Origin of the sequence: Cohaesibacter sp. CAU 1516 (assembly GCF_005771485.1) — a bacterium.
Taxonomy (GTDB): Bacteria; Pseudomonadota; Alphaproteobacteria; order Rhizobiales; family Cohaesibacteraceae; genus Cohaesibacter; species Cohaesibacter intestini.
Genome location: NZ_VANT01000001.1, coordinates 249,065 through 266,765 on the forward strand (window position 1 = coordinate 249,065; position 17,701 = coordinate 266,765).

18 protein-coding genes and 1 tRNA gene are annotated in these 17,701 nt (G+C 55.5%); 15 read left to right on the plus strand and 4 right to left on the minus strand.

The window, feature by feature from the left end:
• Positions 1-320: 320 nt before the first annotated feature.
• Positions 321-397: transfer RNA gene (locus FDK21_RS01095), tRNA-Met, on the minus strand.
• Between the two features lie 253 nt (positions 398-650).
• Between FDK21_RS01095 and FDK21_RS01100 the strand changes: the two genes are divergently transcribed.
• From FDK21_RS01100 to FDK21_RS01110, 3 genes are all read left to right on the plus strand, one after another.
• On the plus strand, positions 651-1,244 hold the full coding sequence (locus FDK21_RS01100; RefSeq protein ID WP_138147213.1) for a TetR/AcrR family transcriptional regulator: 594 nt from the start codon (positions 651-653) through the stop codon (positions 1,242-1,244).
• A gap of 127 nt (positions 1,245-1,371) precedes the next feature.
• Positions 1,372-2,163 (plus strand): alpha/beta fold hydrolase, encoded by a 792-nt coding sequence (locus FDK21_RS01105; protein WP_138147214.1) that lies wholly within the window; start codon positions 1,372-1,374, stop codon positions 2,161-2,163.
• 232 nt (positions 2,164-2,395) lie between these two features.
• On the plus strand, positions 2,396-2,983 hold the full coding sequence (locus FDK21_RS01110) for a hypothetical protein (RefSeq protein ID WP_138147215.1): 588 nt from the start codon (positions 2,396-2,398) through the stop codon (positions 2,981-2,983).
• A gap of 90 nt (positions 2,984-3,073) precedes the next feature.
• Here the strand turns inward: FDK21_RS01110 and FDK21_RS01115 are convergent, their stop codons facing one another.
• Positions 3,074-3,994, minus strand: coding sequence for a metallophosphoesterase (locus tag FDK21_RS01115; protein WP_138147216.1), 921 nt, complete (start codon positions 3,992-3,994; stop codon positions 3,074-3,076).
• A 544-nt stretch (positions 3,995-4,538) separates the two neighbouring features.
• Here FDK21_RS01115 and FDK21_RS01120 point away from each other — a divergent pair.
• The 6 genes from FDK21_RS01120 to FDK21_RS01145 all read left to right on the plus strand — a co-directional run bounded on the left by FDK21_RS01120 (position 4,539) and on the right by FDK21_RS01145 (position 8,960).
• Complete coding sequence (locus tag FDK21_RS01120) at positions 4,539-5,072, plus strand: NUDIX domain-containing protein (protein WP_210238657.1); 534 nt, start codon at positions 4,539-4,541, stop codon at positions 5,070-5,072.
• A gap of 312 nt (positions 5,073-5,384) precedes the next feature.
• Positions 5,385-5,888, plus strand: a complete 504-nt coding sequence (locus FDK21_RS01125; protein ID WP_138147218.1) for an N-acetyltransferase — start codon at positions 5,385-5,387, stop codon at positions 5,886-5,888.
• Between the two features lie 345 nt (positions 5,889-6,233).
• Complete coding sequence (locus tag FDK21_RS01130; protein ID WP_246657503.1) at positions 6,234-6,827, plus strand: DUF1285 domain-containing protein; 594 nt, start codon at positions 6,234-6,236, stop codon at positions 6,825-6,827.
• Positions 6,824-7,453, plus strand: a complete 630-nt coding sequence (locus FDK21_RS01135; RefSeq protein WP_114009584.1) for a CoA pyrophosphatase — start codon at positions 6,824-6,826, stop codon at positions 7,451-7,453. The genes FDK21_RS01130 and FDK21_RS01135 overlap by 4 nt, the downstream gene beginning before the upstream one ends.
• The gene (locus tag FDK21_RS01140) at positions 7,450-7,716 is read left to right on the plus strand and encodes a DUF6111 family protein (protein ID WP_114009583.1); all 267 of its coding nucleotides are present in this window, start codon (positions 7,450-7,452) and stop codon (positions 7,714-7,716) included. The genes FDK21_RS01135 and FDK21_RS01140 overlap by 4 nt, the downstream gene beginning before the upstream one ends.
• Complete coding sequence (locus tag FDK21_RS01145) at positions 7,713-8,960, plus strand: CCA tRNA nucleotidyltransferase (protein WP_138147219.1); 1,248 nt, start codon at positions 7,713-7,715, stop codon at positions 8,958-8,960. The genes FDK21_RS01140 and FDK21_RS01145 overlap by 4 nt, the downstream gene beginning before the upstream one ends.
• A gap of 121 nt (positions 8,961-9,081) precedes the next feature.
• On the opposite strand, the gene hemF is transcribed toward FDK21_RS01145, so the two are convergent.
• Both hemF and FDK21_RS01155 read right to left on the minus strand, forming a co-directional pair.
• Positions 9,082-9,999: an oxygen-dependent coproporphyrinogen oxidase gene (gene hemF, locus FDK21_RS01150; protein ID WP_138147220.1), complete on the minus strand. Its 918-nt coding sequence runs from the start codon at positions 9,997-9,999 to the stop codon at positions 9,082-9,084.
• Positions 9,996-10,463 carry a tRNA (cytidine(34)-2'-O)-methyltransferase gene (locus tag FDK21_RS01155; protein WP_114009580.1) on the minus strand — a complete coding sequence of 156 codons (468 nt, stop codon included), beginning with the start codon at positions 10,461-10,463 and terminating at the stop codon, positions 9,996-9,998. The genes hemF and FDK21_RS01155 overlap by 4 nt, the downstream gene beginning before the upstream one ends.
• Positions 10,464-10,837: 374 nt before the next feature.
• On the opposite strand from FDK21_RS01155, the gene FDK21_RS01160 reads away from it, so the two are divergent.
• From FDK21_RS01160 to FDK21_RS01185, 6 genes are all read left to right on the plus strand, one after another.
• The gene (locus tag FDK21_RS01160) at positions 10,838-12,661 is read left to right on the plus strand and encodes an ABC transporter ATP-binding protein (RefSeq protein ID WP_138147221.1); all 1,824 of its coding nucleotides are present in this window, start codon (positions 10,838-10,840) and stop codon (positions 12,659-12,661) included.
• A 429-nt stretch (positions 12,662-13,090) separates the two neighbouring features.
• Positions 13,091-13,615: a ubiquinol-cytochrome c reductase iron-sulfur subunit gene (gene petA / locus FDK21_RS01165; RefSeq protein ID WP_114009577.1), complete on the plus strand. Its 525-nt coding sequence runs from the start codon at positions 13,091-13,093 to the stop codon at positions 13,613-13,615.
• A 30-nt stretch (positions 13,616-13,645) separates the two neighbouring features.
• Positions 13,646-14,899 carry a cytochrome b/b6 gene (locus FDK21_RS01170; protein WP_114009576.1) on the plus strand — a complete coding sequence of 418 codons (1,254 nt, stop codon included), beginning with the start codon at positions 13,646-13,648 and terminating at the stop codon, positions 14,897-14,899.
• Between the two features lie 22 nt (positions 14,900-14,921).
• Complete coding sequence (locus tag FDK21_RS01175) at positions 14,922-15,803, plus strand: cytochrome c1 (RefSeq protein ID WP_114009721.1); 882 nt, start codon at positions 14,922-14,924, stop codon at positions 15,801-15,803.
• Positions 15,804-15,974: 171 nt separating this feature from the next.
• On the plus strand, positions 15,975-16,850 hold the full coding sequence (locus FDK21_RS01180; protein WP_114009575.1) for an S-methyl-5'-thioadenosine phosphorylase: 876 nt from the start codon (positions 15,975-15,977) through the stop codon (positions 16,848-16,850).
• Positions 16,851-16,865: 15 nt separating this feature from the next.
• A complete protein-coding gene (locus tag FDK21_RS01185) occupies positions 16,866-17,411 on the plus strand; it encodes an adenine phosphoribosyltransferase (RefSeq protein ID WP_114009574.1) in 546 nt (181 codons plus the stop codon).
• Positions 17,412-17,701 lie beyond the last annotated feature (290 nt).

A 17,701-nucleotide genomic window follows, 5' to 3' on the forward strand; every position in this document is an offset into this window, starting at 1 on the left:
ATCGCGTTGATAATGTACGTCATTCGCCACACAATACATGCTGCGAGACGAAAAGAGACAATAAGGGGATAAATAACGCTGTATCTCTTTTCAGTCCACTTATTGGCTATCTGCTCTCACCAGCCGAGTATGAGTGACAGAAAAATTTGAAGCACCAAGGTGTCTACAATTCTAGGGGCAATTCAATTTCCCTGCGGGTTGATGCGGTCTTTTGCATTCAATTTCAGAGGAAAAACGGATCCAAACGGCACCCACGTTCTACGCTAGCATAAACGTTTAGCGCATCCAGTATCTATCAATTTGAAAAATAAGGGAAATTTTGGTAGCGGAGGAGGGACTTGAACCCCCGACACGCGGATTATGATTCCGCTGCTCTAACCAACTGAGCTACTCCGCCAAACCAACAAAAAGCCTCATTGGATGAGACGTGAGCGGGTTATAGGCATCGTGTTTGGAGCTGTCAAGCTGGCATTGGCACAAGTGGACAGAAATTGCGAATTTGTGCATAACGGCGCGGGAAGCGTCGTGATGTCGCCTCCATAAGTGAATGTGAAGGGCCTGCATTTTGCCGGTCCGGCTGGCACGATGACGGGGCAGGCATATTGGTCCCTGATCCGCGAAAGCTGACCCAGAGAAACAGAAGATATCCCATGGCTCGCATCCCAGGCTCCAATGGCGAAAAGACTCTCAAGGCGATCTATGAGGCGGCAACCGACCTGATTTATCAGAATGGCTATGAGGCGGTGTCCTTGCGACAGCTGGCAAGTGCGGTGGGCATTCAGGCTGGGTCTCTGTATAACCATATCGCCTCGAAGCAGGACCTGCTTTACAAGCTGACATCGACCATCATGGTGGAACTGAACGGCGCGCTTGATGAAGAGTTGCGCGGCATCGAAGATCCGGTTGAGCAGCTCAAGACCTATGTTCGTTTTCACATCACCTATTATGCTGCACGCAAGAAGCAGGTCTTTATCGGCAATTTCGAATTGCGCAGCCTTCAGGGCGAAAATTATCGTCAGATTGTTGTTCTGCGTGACCAGTATGAAAAGAAGCTGGTGGACATTCTCGAGCGCGGTGCACAAGAAGGTTGCTGGGCTGCCGCCGACATGCGGATGACCGCCAAAGCGCTTATTCCGATGCTGACCGGGGTTTGTGTCTGGTATGACCCGCGTGGCGGCTATTCGATTGCAGATCTGGTCGAGAAATACTCCTCTCTGATCTTCCATGGAATCAGCAACAGCTGATCTTCGGGCCTGAATCCGGAGCCAATTTGCTCTGCGGTCTACGCGACTATCGCAGGGCTGGCCTCGCTGGTCCGGTTGTGCAGGAATGCGTCCTACTTTCAGACCAAGCACAGCCGGAGACCTATCCATGTCCAATGCCAAGCTCAATCATACCATCATGGGACCGGATCAGGAGGGTTATGAGGGGGCTGTGGTGGTGTTCCTGCATGGCTTTGCCGGAGATCTGAATGGGTGGGCCAACTTGCAGATCGGGTTGTCATCCTCTGTCCGCAGCATCGCGTTTGATCTGCCCGGTCACGGCAAATCTCTTGATTATCCCGATCCGTGCAATGCCGTTGTGGCTGCCAAGGCCGTAATGGCCGATATGAAGGCGTTGGGGCTGTCCAGAGTGCATCTTGTGGGTCACTCAATGGGGGGCGCTGTTGCGGCGCTGATCGCGCTCCGAGAGCCTTCTTTGGTGGCGTCCCTGACATTGATTGCGCCGGGGGGCTTTGGCTATGAGATCAACCAATCCCTGTTGCGCAATTATGCCAAGGCAGCCGATGTCGATACCATCCATATGCTGCTTGAGCAGTTTTTCGGCTGGGAGTTTGAGGTGCCTCGGGCTCTGGCCGAACATGAGGCCAGACATCGGACCTGTGCAGGGGCGCTCGAGGCCTTGCAGGCGACCGCAGAGGCGATCATCGATGGCAAGGTGCAGAAGGTGCTGCCGCTTGAGGAACTGGGCAAGCTGTCCATGCCGATCAAGGTGATTTGGGGGACGCAGGATCGTGTTTTGCCAACCCGTCATAGTCATAAGCTGCCGCCGATGATTGCTGTGCATGTTTTTGATCGGGTCGGTCACATGCCGCATCTGGAAGTGGGGCGTGGCGTGTTGGCATTGATCCGGCAAAATATTGCAGCCGGGCGCGCTGCCTGAAGCGGACTGGGGTGTTTTAACGGGGCGCGCCTTTTGCGGGTGAATCCAAGTTGCGCATATGTCTTCATATTTGATTAACCTTCCTTAACCGCTTATAGTGTCTTACGAAAAAATGCCCATTGGCAAGGGGCCTGCGATTCTAGCAAATGGGGCCCTGTTGGCCGCAAGGGAATCACTCCCGGTCAGATGATCAATCGGCGCGCATGGACGCATTTGTGAGATGGTACGAGACATGGATGAGCAGCAAAAATCTGAACCGGTTCGCAGTCTTGGTCGCGCCATTCGCGATGTGAGGATTGCGGATGTTGAGCAGAATAGCGTCATTGTCGAGCTGGGCGATACAGAGCGGGCGCGGCTTGAACTGCTCGGCGAGGCGCTGGTTGATGTCGAAAAGGAATTGCCCGACGACATGGATATGCTGACCTTCCAGATTGTTCCGGGCCGCAAGCCCCGCTTCTGGGTGGATATCACTTCCTTTGTCGAGATGGCACGCGACAAGCGGACTTATCGCTTCTTGAAAGATACGCGGCTTGGCCGGGTCGTTCTGTCGGAGAGCACCGATGTGGAAGACACTGCTGATGCAGTGACCCATTATCTGGCAGAGCGGATTATCGAGCGCGAAAAGGCGATGGAATCCGACTATCTGTTGGAGAAAATGGGCAAGAGTGCCGTCGATGAAACAGCGGTCGAGGGCGCCAAGCGCGCCAAGACTGCCAAGGAAGGCAGTGGCTTTGGCGGCGTGTGGTGGTTCCTGCTGGGCATTTTGGCCGGGGCCATCGGCCTTGTGCTCTATGCCTGGTTTCTGCCTACCAATTTCTGATCGGGGGTTGCCTGATCTTGCCAATTGAATGCAAAGAGCCGCCTTACGAACTGTAAGGCGGCTCTTTGCATTTGGTGCTGGTACCGTTCGTTACGCGTCGGAAAAGGGCAGTATCTGGCTGTTGATTTCGATGACGGGCGGTACGGTCTCGGAAGGCTCTCCTTGCGGGTAGCCACGCTCGATGAGCCGGCAGGACCACTGACCGGGTTCTCCTGAAATTTCGAACAGATTGTAGCGGGCTGGTGGCTTGTGACTGCCGAGGCCCTGTGAGGCGCTGGGGACACAAACGACCGGTACGGCAGCGTCAGGACCGGGCAGGACATTTTTGGTTGCCAGATGGGTGTGCCCATGGAGCACGAGCTCGGCTCCGTGTGACTTGATCACGGCGCGAAAGCGCGAGGCGCCAATCAGGCGCTTGTGCCAGTGGGTGGCGTTGCGACAGGGGGGATGATGGATCATCACCACCCGGAAAAGCCCGTTTGCCTTGCAATGGTCAAGGATCTGTCCCAGCTGTCTGGCCTGTTTGGAGCGGAAATAGCCGGTTGCCATCAGAGGCAAGGTGGCCCGAGCAGAATTGACGCCAATCAGGGCCACATTGTTGCGGACCCGCAGATAAGGGAAGGCGTGCTCTTCGGATACCGGTTCGTCGCCCGTCAGATAGTGGGTCCAGGATTTTTCCGCGATCCGGCGCGCATAGGGAACATAGGCATCATGGTTGCCCTGCACGATGGAGACGTCATGCGGTGTTCCCAGCGTCTCGAGCCAATCGCGGGCATTGTCGATCTCGTTGGGCAGGGCCAGATTGACCAGATCGCCTGTGACCGCCAGATGATCAGGTGCCTGTGCTTGCAGGTCATCGATCAGGCCATCGAGAATGGCAGTGGTCAGCACGCCCTTGCGATTGCGCCGCCAATTGACATAGCCAAAGATGCGCTTGTTGGCCAGTTGGCGCAGGGTTGGGCTTGGCAAGGGGCCGAGATGCGGATCGGAAATATGGGCGAGACGAAACATAGAGCTTGAGCCTGTCAGTCGAAGGGGCAGGCTTGGTCTGGCCGCTTTGGCCCGTCGAAGCCGTATGATGTCATTCAAGTGCTTGGGCCATCGCTCTGGCACATGCGACAGCGATTAGTCTCTTTTTGCAGTCAGGTCCAGCCGCTTTCTTGCAAATTCCGGTTCGGTTTGGGTAAAAATGGGCCAAAATAACAAAGCGGCGAGACTTCATCGAAGTCTCGCCGCTTTGTTCAGAGTGTCTTATCTGTCTGCTGGCCACCATTCGGAGCCTGGCAGTTGATGATTAGACCAGTGGGTTGATCAGGGTGTTGACAACCTTGCGGTCAGTCATGTCGACTGCCGGACGCCAATGATAAGCAGCAGCCTTTTTGGACTTTTTCAGAAACTTCATCATGATCAGGCTCCTGTTGATCAATTTTTGTGCATCGTGTGCTGAAATTTACAGCAAAACTCTTAATTGCGCGCTGATATGCCTCAAACAGGCGGCTTTCAGTAGCGATAATTGTGCATAACAGCTTTGCATTCCGTGAATAGGCTAAGGAAAATGAACGTTCTCAATATGTTATCAAAAGCGAAAATTTCTCTCCATTTGCCAAAGTGGTTGATAAGTTTATTTGTCCTCTTCCAGTCGGGGTTTCGAGGGGTTTCGCTTGGTGTGCGGGTGGTCATTTTGGATGCAGAAGGTGCTGTCTATTTGGTCAGGCACAGTTATATGAAGGGGTGGTACCTCCCCGGCGGTGGTGTTGAGCGGGGAGAAACCGCGCTGGAAGCGGCAAAAAGGGAGGTCGCCGAGGAAGCGGGCATTCAGATGACCGGAATACCTGAATTGCACGGGGTGTTTCTTTATGATGGCTATGCAGTGCCTGATCACATTTGCTGTTTTATCGTGCGGGATGGGCAGTGGATCCCAATGGACGGTGCCAATTCCAATGGCGCGTCTGGAGATGGGGAGATTGTCGAAGGGGCGTTTTTCGCGCCTGAAGCCTTGCCAGACGGGGCCACGGCCGCAACACGCGCGCGCATCAAGGAAATTATCGAAGATGGGCCGGTCGATGACCAGTGGCTGCGGCGGGCTTGACTGGGTTTGATTAAATGCTGTTTATCTGTTTTCTGTGGCATATTATGCGGCAAAATTTGTCTTTATATCATAAAATATCATGTAGACAGGATTTCGATGCCATGCTAGGGGAGGCAGACAAACAGAATTGGACCACTGAAATGATGCGACGACGATGACAAATGCAAGGCACCGTTCCTCATGCAGGCCACAGGCCGTATGAGCGGTGTTGAATGATCTCGTCAAGGGGGATAACAGGAAAGCTGTTTCACCTTCAAAGCTTCACTAGAGTGTGTGATTGCCCATCCTGGGCAATGGAAATGGAACTCCGACATGTGCCGGTCTGACTTTAATCTGGAGCGCGAATTGCCGCTCCATGTGGATGCGATTGAACAATTGCACAGGGACGCCTTTGGCCCCGGACGGTTTGCCCGTACGGCTTTTCGTGTGCGCGAGGCGGTGGAACCCGAACCATCCCTGAGCTATGTCGCCCTGTGTCATGGGCATATGGCCGGATCCGTGCGTCTGTCGCCCATTGCGATTGGTAAATGCCGGGCCTTGTTGCTGGGACCTTTGGCGGTGCATCCGAACTTCAAGAAGAAGGGTGCAGGCGCCTTGTTGATGGAAAAGGCGATCGAGGAAGCCAAGGCGCTTGATTATTGTGCCATTCTGCTGGTCGGTGACTATGACTATTATTGCCGCTTCGGGTTCCAGCGGGTGCCGGTTGGCAAAATCGCCTTACCCGGCCCGGTGGATCCGATGCGTGTGCTGCTGCTACCTTTTGACAAGGCCGAAGCGCATGCTTGCGAAGGGGTTGTGCAGGCTGGCGTCAATTGATTTCCGCCGGCCCTTTGCTCGCTCTTTCCTGACCCTGAGCGGGATGCAATGCCCAGCCTTGCTTTGCATTCAGTCAGGACTTGCCACGTTCCCATTGGAATAACCCTTGTCTTTGGGTCGTTGTGAACCCATTCTAATGTCATGCGCGATTCACGATGGACTGGAAGCCGCATCCGAAATGAGCATTCGGGTGGGGTGGTCCTTGTGCGTGATCGTCAGGGCATTGAGGCAAGGGAACTGAGTAAGCAATTGGGGCAAGGAAATTGGGGAATGTCTGACGGATACATGCATGATGACAAGCAGGCTGACGATGGTAAGGATGCGGGCGATGTTGCTCTGGCGTCTATGCCAGCCAGCCTTGCGGCCTTGATCCGTCGGTCGGATGGTCCTGCGGGCCGCCCGCTGCCGCCGGTCGATCAATGGAATCCGGAATTTTGCGGTGATCTCGACATGCGGATTGCGGCAGACGGGACGTGGTTCTATCTTGGCACACCGATCGGGCGGTTGCCGTTGGTCAAGCTGTTTGCGTCGGTTCTGCGCAAGGATGCCGATGGCAAGACCTATCTGGTGACACCGGTCGAGAAAATCGGCATCTCAGTAGAGGATGCGCATTTTCAGGCCGTTGAAATGGCAAGCGACAGCAACCCGGAGACGGGCGGGCGGTTGACGTTCCGGACACAATTGGGGGATCTCGTCCAGCTCGATCAGGATCATCCCATGCGGTTCGAGCTCGAGGCAGAGACAGGCGGCCTGAAGGCCTATATCCGCGTGCGCGGTCGTCTTGAAGCGCGCCTGACGCGCGCTTTGATGTATGACCTGATCGCTTTGGCCGATGCTGGCAAGGGGCCCCATGCGGATCAGTATGGGATCGCCAGCGGTGATGCTTTCTTTCCGATTTGCTCGTTGGCAGAGCTTGAGGCTTTCGAGGTGCATGCATGAGCGATTTTTCTGCCCCGTCATTTCGGGATCGTGTGCTGGGCATTCTGCAACAGTGCGAAGAACAACAACGGGCGCCAGAAGACCGCACGCCGATCAAGGATCTGGCTTGGCATGAAGGCGAAGTGTTGCAGCTCAAGGATGCGGCGGTGCTGATCCCCATCGTCGATCGGGGAGACGAAGCGTCGGTGATCCTGACCCAGCGTACCCACCATCTGGCGTCCCATGCGGGGCAAATCGCCTTTCCCGGCGGCAAGGTGGATGCGGAGGATCTGTCGGCAGAGATGGCCGCCTTGCGTGAAGCGGATGAGGAAATCGGTCTGAAGGCCGAGTTTGTCGATATTTTCGGTCAGATGCGTCCCTATATTTCCTCGACCGGCTATCGGATTTTTCCAGTCTTGTCGACCGTTCGGCAGGGCTTTGATCTGGTGCCCAATCCGGGGGAAGTGTCTGATGTATTTGAGGTGCCGCTGCGTTTTTTGATGGATGCAGCCAACCATCAGAGAAAAAGCGCGGAGTGGCGCGGAAAAACCCGCCATTATTTTGCAATGCCTTATGGAGAACACTATATCTGGGGTGTTACTGCTGGCATTTTACGCAACCTTTATGAGACGGTGTATTCTTCATGATCCGCGTTTTGATCACTCAGGTCATCCTGTTCCTGCTGCCCTTCCTTTTGTATGCGGGTTATTTGTTCCTGACCCAGAAACTGAACCGTCAGGCGTGGATCGATGCGCCGCGCTATTGGTTGATTGTCACCGGGCTGGTTTTCACCCTGGCTGGCTTTCTGATCATGTCGCAAATTAACAACAACTCGCCCGGTGGGACCTATGTTCCTGCGCATTTTGACAATGGGGTGGTTGTGCCCGGGGAATTCAAGAGAGCGGAATGAGTGCGAACGAACGGTTTTTTCTCGTAACGGATGATTGTGCCTTTGATTGGCTCAATCGGCCGGATTTGCAGGCGCTCTTCACCTTGCTCAATCGCGACGGACACGAGGTTCGGGTTGTTGGCGGGGCTGTCCGGAACGCTCTGCTCGGGGAACCTGTCGGGGACATTGACTGCGCCACCACGGCGCCACCCTCGCTGGTGATGGATTGGGCGCGGGCCGAAGACATTCGGGTGCTGCCAACGGGGCTGGACCATGGCACCGTGACATTGTTGATCGATGACACGCCTTTTGAGGTCACCACCCTGCGTTCAGATGTCGAAACGGACGGGCGGCACGCCAAGGTGGCTTTTGGCCGCGACTGGGCGGAGGATGCCCGGCGTCGAGACTTCACGATGAATGCCCTGTATCTGGACCATGAGGGGCGCCTTTATGATCCGACCGGGCTGGGCATTGCGGATGCGCGCATTCGCTGTGTGCGGTTCATTGGTGATGCTTCAGAGCGGATTGCCGAGGATTATCTCCGGGTGCTGCGCTTCTTCCGGTTTTATGCCCATTATGGCAAGCATTTCACCGATCAGGACTATCACGCCTGCATCGAGGCGCAGAGCAATCTGTCCTCCCTGTCTGCCGAGCGGGTGGGGGCGGAAATGACCAAGCTGTTGCGCGGAGCCTATGCGTCCGAAGCTCTTCAAGTGATGCATGAAGGTGGTATGCTGGGCGATATCTTGCGCTGCGTGCCGCGCTTGGGACGGTTTGACCGTCTGGTGTCGATGTCGCGCGAAATGCACCTGAAACCGACCGTGCCTTTGTTGCTAACGGTTTTGTGCGTCAAGGTCGAGGAAGATGCTTTGCGGCTGGCGCGGACCCTGCGGTTGCCAAACCGTATGCGGGACCACATGGTCCGGTTGGTCAATGGGGTTGGCCCCATTGATGATATGTCTGAGGAAAGATTGCAGCAGCTTGCCTATTGGCATGGCAAGGATGTGGCACAGGATCTGGCCATGCTGGCCCTTGTCTACCATCAAATCGCGCCTGACCTCACCTCCCTGTCGATGATGATGCGCAATCTTGATCTTTGGGACGCTCCGCGTTTTCCGATCAATGGGCGGGATCTGATTGCCTTTGGCATCAAGCCCGGTCCAAAGATGGGCGAATGGCTGCATGATCTGGAGACGCTCTGGGTGGAAAGCGGTTTCGCGATGGGCAAGGCTTCTTTGCTGGCCCGCAAGCGTATGCGTCACTGACTGGGTCGTGTGTTAGCCGTTCCGGACCCGATTGTCATCATACAGGATGATTTGAAAAAGCGACCCACAGAGGACTGAGGGTCGCTTTGATTGTTTCATGGGCTGAAAGGCTGGTCAGCTTTCAGGGCCATTTGACCTCTGGCGGCATGGAGGACAGGATCGAGGCGACATTGCCGCCGGTCTTCAGGCCAAAGATCGTGCCGCGATCATAAAGCAGGTTGAATTCCACATAACGCCCGCGCCGGATGAGCTGTTCTTCGCGGTCTTCCGGCGTCCATGGATCTTCCATGTTGCGGCGGACGAGCTTGGGATAGATGTCGAGGAAGGCAAGGCCGACATCCTTGGTGAAGTCGAAATCCGCCTGCCAGTCGCCCTTGTTGTGGCGATCATAGAAAATGCCGCCAATGCCGCGCGGCTCATCCCGATGGGGCAGATAGAAGTAGCGATCACACCAGGCTTTATAGGCGTCATAGTCGGCCACAGCATGCGCGTCACAGGCACGTTTCATGGCGGCGTGGAAATCTTGGCTGTCCGGATCGTCCTGCACCCGGCGGCGATCCAATACCGGGGTCAGGTCAGCCCCGCCGCCAAACCACTGCTTGGTGGTGACGATCATCCGGGTATTCATGTGAACCGCCGGGACATTGGGATTGTGCAAGTGGGCGATTAGTGAAATGCCCGCCGCCCAGAAGCGCGGGTCGTCCGATGCACCGGGGATCTGGTCGCGGAACTGTGGGGCGAATTCACCGTGAACGGTGGAAACGTGCACACCGACTTTCTCGAACACCCGGCCCTTCATGATCGCCATGGTGCCGCCGCCGCCCTTGGTCCCGGTATGGTCGGTGCGCTCCCATGGGGTGCGTTCGAACCGGCCCGGCTTCATCTCCGCATTCGGTCCTTTGATGTCATCCTCAATGGCCTCAAAGCTTGCGCAGATCTGGTCGCGCAGCACGGCGAACCATTGGGCGGCCAATTGCTTCTTGTCTTCGATGTCGTGGGGGAGGCCGTCCGGCAAGGTCGAATTGATGGTCTCGGTCATCTCGGAAAGGCTTTCAATTGACGCATGGCTTCGGTCGCGACCATGGCAGTGGAAATGGCAAGATTGAGGGAACGCTCCCCTTGCTTCATCGGGATCGTCATGCGGATGTCGGCTCTGGCATGCACATCGTCTGGCACGCCAACGGATTCGCGACCAAAGAGCAGAATGTCGCCGTCGGCATAGGGTATGTCGAGGAAGCTCTGGTTGGCCTTGGTGGTGGCCAACACGAGGCGTTTGTGTTCATCGCGCACCCAGTCCGAAAAGTGATCCCACGACAGGTGCTTGGTGTATCGGGAGCGTTCGAGATAGTCCATGCCCGCCCGTTTCAAGGTGCGATCGCTGAGTGCGAACCCGCAAGGCTCGATGATATGGACATGCAGGTCAAGACAGGCGGCCATCCGCAAAATGGTGCCGGTATTTTGCGGGATGTCGGGCTGGTAAAGGGCAATGGATAAGTCAGTCATACATCTGGTTTCGCGCAAGTGACCGGCAATGGCAATGGTCTTTGTCGAACTTTTGCGTCTTGGTACGGTGATTTCCCCGCGCTTTGCTTGCCATCTGCTTTGCTCGAGGGCGCAGGGAGCCACGGTGCGGCCCTATTGGCTGGTCCGATGCAGCAAGGATAAACCGGATGGTTTGACGGGAAATCGTGGGAATAATGTCACAGATTTGCCGCAACTGCGGGAAATGGCTGATTTGTTCACCTTTTCTTCCCTGATATGATAGGGTCCGGCTCTCTTCGCTGGATGGGCCCCAAGCTGGTATCGCGTCTGTCGCCTGTTCGAACATCCATTCAACCAAACCAATCCTTTTCACGCAGTTCTTTTGGAGCCATGCGATGTTTTCGCGTTTTGAAAAACTGGTTGATCCGTTCAAGCTGGATGCATTGGAACAGCCGCCCAAGTCCTTCTGGGGCTTCTGCTGGCACTATACCAAGCCGATTGCGCCCTATCTGCTGCTCGTCTCGCTGATGAGTGCCACCATCGCGGTCATTGAAGTGGCGCTCTATGGCTTTGTCGGGGATCTGGTCAACTGGTTCTCAACCTCGACACCAGAGACCTTTTTTGACGATCATGGCGACGAATTGCTGTGGATCGGTATTCTGGTCCTGCTGGTCATGCCGGTGATCGAGTTTGTCTGGCAGTTCCTGTTTCATCAGACAATCATGGGCAACTATCCCATGTCGATCCGGTGGCGGGTTCACCGCTATCTTTTGCGCCAGTCGATGTCCTTTTATCAGGACGAGTTTGCCGGGCGTGTCGCCCAAAAGCTGATGCAAACGGCGCTCGCGGTGCGTGAGGTCATCACCCGGATGGCCGATGTGTTCGTGTTCGTCACGGTCTATTTCATGTCGGCGCTGTTTCTTCTGTCTCAGGCGAAATGGCAGATGGCCATGCCGATGGCGATGTGGATCGTCGGCTATATCGGCGTGTTGGTGATCTTTGTGCCACGCCTGCGGGAGATTTCCCGCAAGCAGGCGGATGCGCGCTCTGACATGACCGGCAAGATTGTCGATGCCTATTCGAACATCTCTGTCGTCAAGCTGTTCTCCCATGCGGCGCGGGAAGACAATTATGCCAAAGGCTCAATGGTCGGCTTCATGGATGCAGTCTATCGGCAGATGCGTCTGGTGACCGTGCTCGAGATTGCGCTCAAGACGATCAACCAGTTGCTGTTGCTGGGCACTGTGGTGGTCGCCATCTATTACTGGCATCAGGGTGTGGTCACACCCGGTGACGTGGCACTTGCAACGGGTCTGGTGCTGCGGTTGCGTGGCATGTCGGAATGGATCCTTTGGGAAGTGGGCGGTGTGTTTGAGAATGTCGGGACGATTCAGGACGGGATCGGCACGATTTCCCAACCCCAGATCGTGCTCGACAAAGCATCCGCTGTTCCTCTTGCGGTTCCTCACGGAAAAATCGAGTTCGACAAGGTCTCGTTCGATTATGGCAAGGAAGATCCGGTGATCGATCAGCTCGATCTGGTCATTCGACCGGGCGAAAAGATCGGTCTGGTTGGCCGCTCCGGAGCGGGCAAGTCAACGCTGATCAATCTGCTGCTGCGCTTCTATGATCTCAAGTCCGGGGCGATCCGGATCGACGGCCAAAGCGTCTGCGAAGTGCAGCAGGACAGCTTGCGCGCCCAGATCGGGGTGGTGACACAGGATACCTCGCTGTTGCATCGGACGGTGCTGGAAAATATCGTCTATGGCCGGGAAGGGGCGTCTGAAGCTGAAGCCATTGCTGCGGCAGAAAAGGCACAAGCCTTGGACTTCATTCATGGGCTTGAGGACAATTCCGGTGGCAAGGGTCTGTATGCACAGGTTGGTGAGCGGGGCGTCAAGTTGTCCGGCGGTCAGCGGCAGCGGATCGCCATCGCACGGGTTCTCCTCAAGAATGCGCCGATCCTTGTGCTGGATGAGGCAACTTCGGCGCTGGACTCCGAGGTCGAGGCGGCCATTCAGGACAGCCTCAATCTGTTGATGCAAGACAAAACGGTGTTGGCGATTGCGCACCGCCTGTCGACCATTGCCTCGATGGACCGGCTGATCGTCATGGATGCTGGCCGGATCATCGAGATGGGCAGTCACGAGGAGCTGCTTACCAAGGGTGGTCTCTATGCCAGCCTGTGGGAACGGCAATCGGGTGGTTTCATCGCTTGATGGCGTCGGATTCGGGGCGTCGCCCCGACATTTGATGTGTAAAACAGGCGGCATGGTTGTGATGGTGAGAATCAGTGCAGCCTTCCCCAAAATCGCAGCCCGCCGGGCTCCTTGATGGAGGTCGGCGGGTTTTTGCGCGTCTTTTCCACCCGGAAAGGATGGTCTGAGACATATTGTCCCAACGTAGAGCTGCATAAGACGAATGTGTGATGCACATATAGCCACAAATCGCACTAGATTGGTTTGCCGCTCTGGACAAGGCGGTGTTTCAATGCAAAAAGATATCCGCAGATGTCCGCCTTTAGGACGTCTTTTATTGAATTGGCTCGTCTGACGTCGTGGGACCGAAACATCCAGCAGTAAGGATGTCTGACTAAGGTTTGGAGAGGGCGAGCTTGAGTTGGACACTGGTTAGAAGAGGACCTAGCCTTGGCTACCAGCGATAAGGCAGAACATACCCGCCGCGATTTTCTTTACATCGCAACTGGCGCGTTTGGGGCCGTTGGCGCAGCTGCGCTTGCTTGGCCATTTATTGACCAGATGAATCCCGATGCTTCCGCACTGGCACTTGCTTCGATCGAAGTGGATGTTTCTTCTCTCGAAGAAGGCCAGGGCATTGTCGCCAAATGGCGCGGAAAGCCGATTTTCATCCGGTATCGTACACAGGCAGAGATTGATGCGGCCAAGGCCGTTGATGTCGCGAGCTTGCGAGATCCACAGACCGATGTAGAGCGTACCAAGCCAGGAAAAGAACAATGGCTGGTGCAAATCGGTATCTGTACGCATCTTGGCTGCGTGCCACTGGGTGAGTCCGGCGACTATGAGGGCTGGTTCTGCCCATGCCACGGTTCGCACTATGACACCGCAGGGCGTATCCGTAAGGGGCCAGCTCCGCTGAACCTGGAAATCCCGCCTTACGAATTCCTGTCCGATACTGTTATCAAGATCGGCTGACGCACGGCATTTGTCTTAAGGAGACCAGTTATGAGCGGACATTCGACTTTCGAGCCGCAGAACGGGTTGGTTAAATGGATGGAGCGCCGCCTGCCGATCATCAGTTTCGCGCACGGCTCCTTCGTTGCATACCCTGTTCCGAAGAATCTCAATTACTTCTGGACCTTTGGTGCCATCCTCGCGATGTGCCTTGTCGTCCAGATCATCACCGGCATTGTGCTGGTCATGCATTATACGCCCAATACCGCGATGGCTTTCTCTTCCGTCGAGCATATTATGCGCGACGTGAACTGGGGCTGGTTCATGCGTTACATGCATGCCAACGGCGCGTCGATGTTCTTCATCGCCGTTTATATCCATATTTTCCGCGGCCTTTACTATGGTTCCTACAAAGAGCCTCGTGAGGTTGTCTGGATTCTTGGTGTGGTCATCTTCCTTCTGATGATGGCAACCGGCTTCATGGGCTATGTTCTGCCTTGGGGTCAGATGTCCTTCTGGGGTGCGACCGTTATCACCAACCTCTTCTCGGCCTTCCCGGTTGTCGGTGGTCCGATTGTTGAGTGGCTGTGGGGTGGCTTTGCCGTTGATAACGCAACGCTGAACCGCTTCTTCTCGCTGCACTATCTGCTGCCATTCATGCTGGCTGGCGTTGTCGGCCTGCATATCTGGGCCTTCCACGAAGTGGGCAACAACAACCCGACCGGCGTTGAAGTCAAGGACAGCAAAGACACCGTCGCATTCACGCCATACTACACGGTGAAAGACCTGTATGCGATCATCGTCTTCTTCATCTTCTTTGCGTGGATGATGTTCATGGTGCCGAACTTCATGGGCCATCCGGATAACTATATCCCGGCTGATCCGCTTGTCACGCCTCCGCACATCGTGCCGGAATGGTACTTCCTGCCATTCTATGCGATCCTGCGTGCTGTGCCTGATAAACTGGGCGGCGTGTTGCTGATGTTTGGTGCGATTGCGGTTCTGTTTGTTCTGCCTTGGCTGGATACTTCCAAGGTGCGTTCGATGAACTATCGCCCAATCGGTCGTATTGCTTTCTGGATCTTCGCTGTAACCTGTCTGGCCCTTGGCTATCTGGGTGCGAAGCCGGCGGAAGGCAATTATGTGATTGCGTCGCAGATCTTCACCGCGCTGTATTTCGCATATTTCATCATTGTTCTGCCTGTGCTCGGCTTTATCGAAAAGCCGAAGGAGCTGCCTGCTTCAATCAGTGAAGCGGTCTTGGCGAAACATGGCGGATCTGCTGCTGCAGAACCTGCAGAATAACGGGCGAGGAAAGGGTAAAACCATGATTACGCTGACCAAAAACACGGTTCGCGCGCTCGTTGTAGCTGGTGCCATGGCGGTGTCATCCGCCGCAGCACTGGCCGCAGGTGGTGGCGTGCATGTCGAAAAGCAGGACTGGAGCTTCTCTGGCCCGTTCGGCAAGTTTGACAAGGCACAATTGCAGCGTGGCTTCCAGATCTACAAGGAAGTCTGCTCCAGCTGTCACTCGTTGGAGTATATTGCCTTCCGTAACCTCGGCGAAGAGGGTGCGCTTGGCTATAACGAAGAGCAGATCAAGGCTCTGGCTGCCGAATATGAAGTCGAAGATGGCCCGAACAGCGATGGCGAGATGTTCACCCGTCCCGCCAAACCGTTCGATCGCTTCCCGTCTCCATTTGCCAATCCGGAGGAAGCCAAGGCTGCCAACGGTGGGGCCTATCCTCCTGATCTGTCGCTGATCACCAAGGCACGCGCTGCCAATGTTGGTCCGGACCTGCACAATCAGTTGCTCACCGATCTGGTGCGCATGATCTGGCATCCGATCACCACCTATCAGGAATATGGCGCCGACTATGTCTATAGCCTGCTGACCGGTTACAAGGATGAAGTGCCTGCCGAACTGGCTGAGAAAGTCGGTGACAAGCATTACAACCCATTCTTCGCCAATGGTGTTGCTATCGGCATGGCGCCGCCATTGTCTGATGAGCTGGTGGAATATACCGATGGTACGCCGATGACGCTTGAGCAATATGCCAAGGACGTCACCGCATTCCTGATGTGGACGGCAGAACCGAAGCTGGAAGAACGCAAGCGCGTTGGTATCAACGCCCTGATCTTCCTGATCGTCTTTGCCGGTCTGCTGTTCTTCACCAAGCGCAAGCTGTGGTCCAACGTCGATCACTAGGGCCTGCCGGGTGACAAGATTGGAAAGGGGCTTTTCGGAGCCCCTTTTTTTGTGTGCAAATGGCTTTTTCCTTTCGGTTGCCATCAGGCTTTGGCAAACTGCCCGGCGAGGCGTTTCGGCCCGGAGCAATGGGCGAGAGGCTGGATGCAGGCAGACAATGGAGTGGGGACGATGACAGAAGCGGTGTTGGGCATTATCGGAGGATCGGGGCTTTATGATCTGCCCGGATTTGAAAATGGTGAGTGGGTGACCATCGACAGTCCCTGGGGCGCACCTTCGGATGCCGTGCGGATTGGTGAGTTGCATGGCCGCAAAACTGTTTTCCTGCCCCGCCATGGGCGCGGTCATGTGCATAGTCCCAGCGAGATCAATTATCGCGCCAACATCGATGTGATGAAACGGGCCGGGGTGACCGATCTGGTGTCTGTCTCCGCCTGCGGCTCCTTGAAGGAAGCCTATGCACCGGGCAGTTTTGTGCTGGTGGATCAGTTTATCGATCGCACCTTTGCGCGCGAGAAAAGCTTTTTCGGCTCGGGCTGTGTGGCCCATGTTTCGCTTGCTGACCCTATCAGTCCGGCGCTGATGGATATGGTTGAGGATGCCGCCAAGCAAGAAAGGCTCGACTATGCCAAGGGAGGCACCTATCTGGCGATGGAGGGGCCGCAATTTTCCTCGCTTGCCGAGAGCCAGCTTTATCGCAGCTGGGGCTGCGACGTGATCGGCATGACCAACATGCCAGAAGCCAAACTGGCCCGTGAGGCAGAGATTTGCTATGCGACGGTGGCGATGGTGACCGATTATGATTGTTGGCACCCGGACCATGGCAGTGTTGATATCAAGGATATCATTCGCGTGCTGCAGGAAAATTCCGAAAAAGCGCAGCGGTTGGTGGCCCGTTTGGCCCAGATCATGCCAAAGGACCATGTCGAGTGCCCGATTGGGTCGGACAGGGCGCTTGAATATGCATTGGTGACCGCTTATGACCAACGTGATCCGAAATTGATGGCCAAGCTGGACGCTGTGGCCGGGCGCATTCTGAAGAAATGACAAGTGGAGCAACCCATGCAAACCAGTGAAGCACTCGACCTCAAAAGCCTGATCCGGTCGATCCCGGATTATCCCAAAGCCGGGATTATCTTCCGCGATATCACCAGCCTGATCGCGCATGGCGAGGGATTTCGTCAGTCGGTGCGCGAACTGGCGGCACCTTATCAGGGCAAGGGCATTTCCAAAGTGGCAGGCATCGAGGCCCGTGGCTTCATTTTTGGTGGGGCGATTGCCGATCTGCTGGGCGTCGGTTTTGTGCCGATCCGCAAGCAGGGCAAGTTGCCCGGCGAGGTGGTCGGTCAGGACTATGCGCTCGAATATGGCACCGACCGGATTGAGCTGCATGCAGATGCGATTGCTCCGGGGGAGAAAATCCTGCTGATTGATGACCTGATTGCCACTGGCGGAACGGCTGTGGCGGCCTTTGATCTGCTCGACCGGGTTGGTGGCGAGATTGTCGCTGCTTCTTTCGTGATCGATTTGCCTGATTTGGGCGGTGCAGCCTTGCTGCGCGAGAAAGGCATCGAAGTGCATACTTTGATGGCTTTTGAAGGTCTTTGAGATTGTAAATCGGGCGACTTACGCGCGATCCGTTTGATGCCATCTGTGGAAGCCACCCTGCTATGCAAAAATGGGGTGGCTTTTTTTGTTCTCCACTGTTTTATTCATGGCTTTACAAAAGGCGGAAGCGAAAGCAATGTTTATTATTTTCAAACACTTACAATGAAGTTGCGACCAACTTCTCCGTGTTATGTCTGCCTTTGTCGACTTTTGGATCTGTGACCGATGCGCACATATACGGGCGTACCAACCGAAATTGCGTAGTTTTGCGGTACAATCTCCCTTGTATG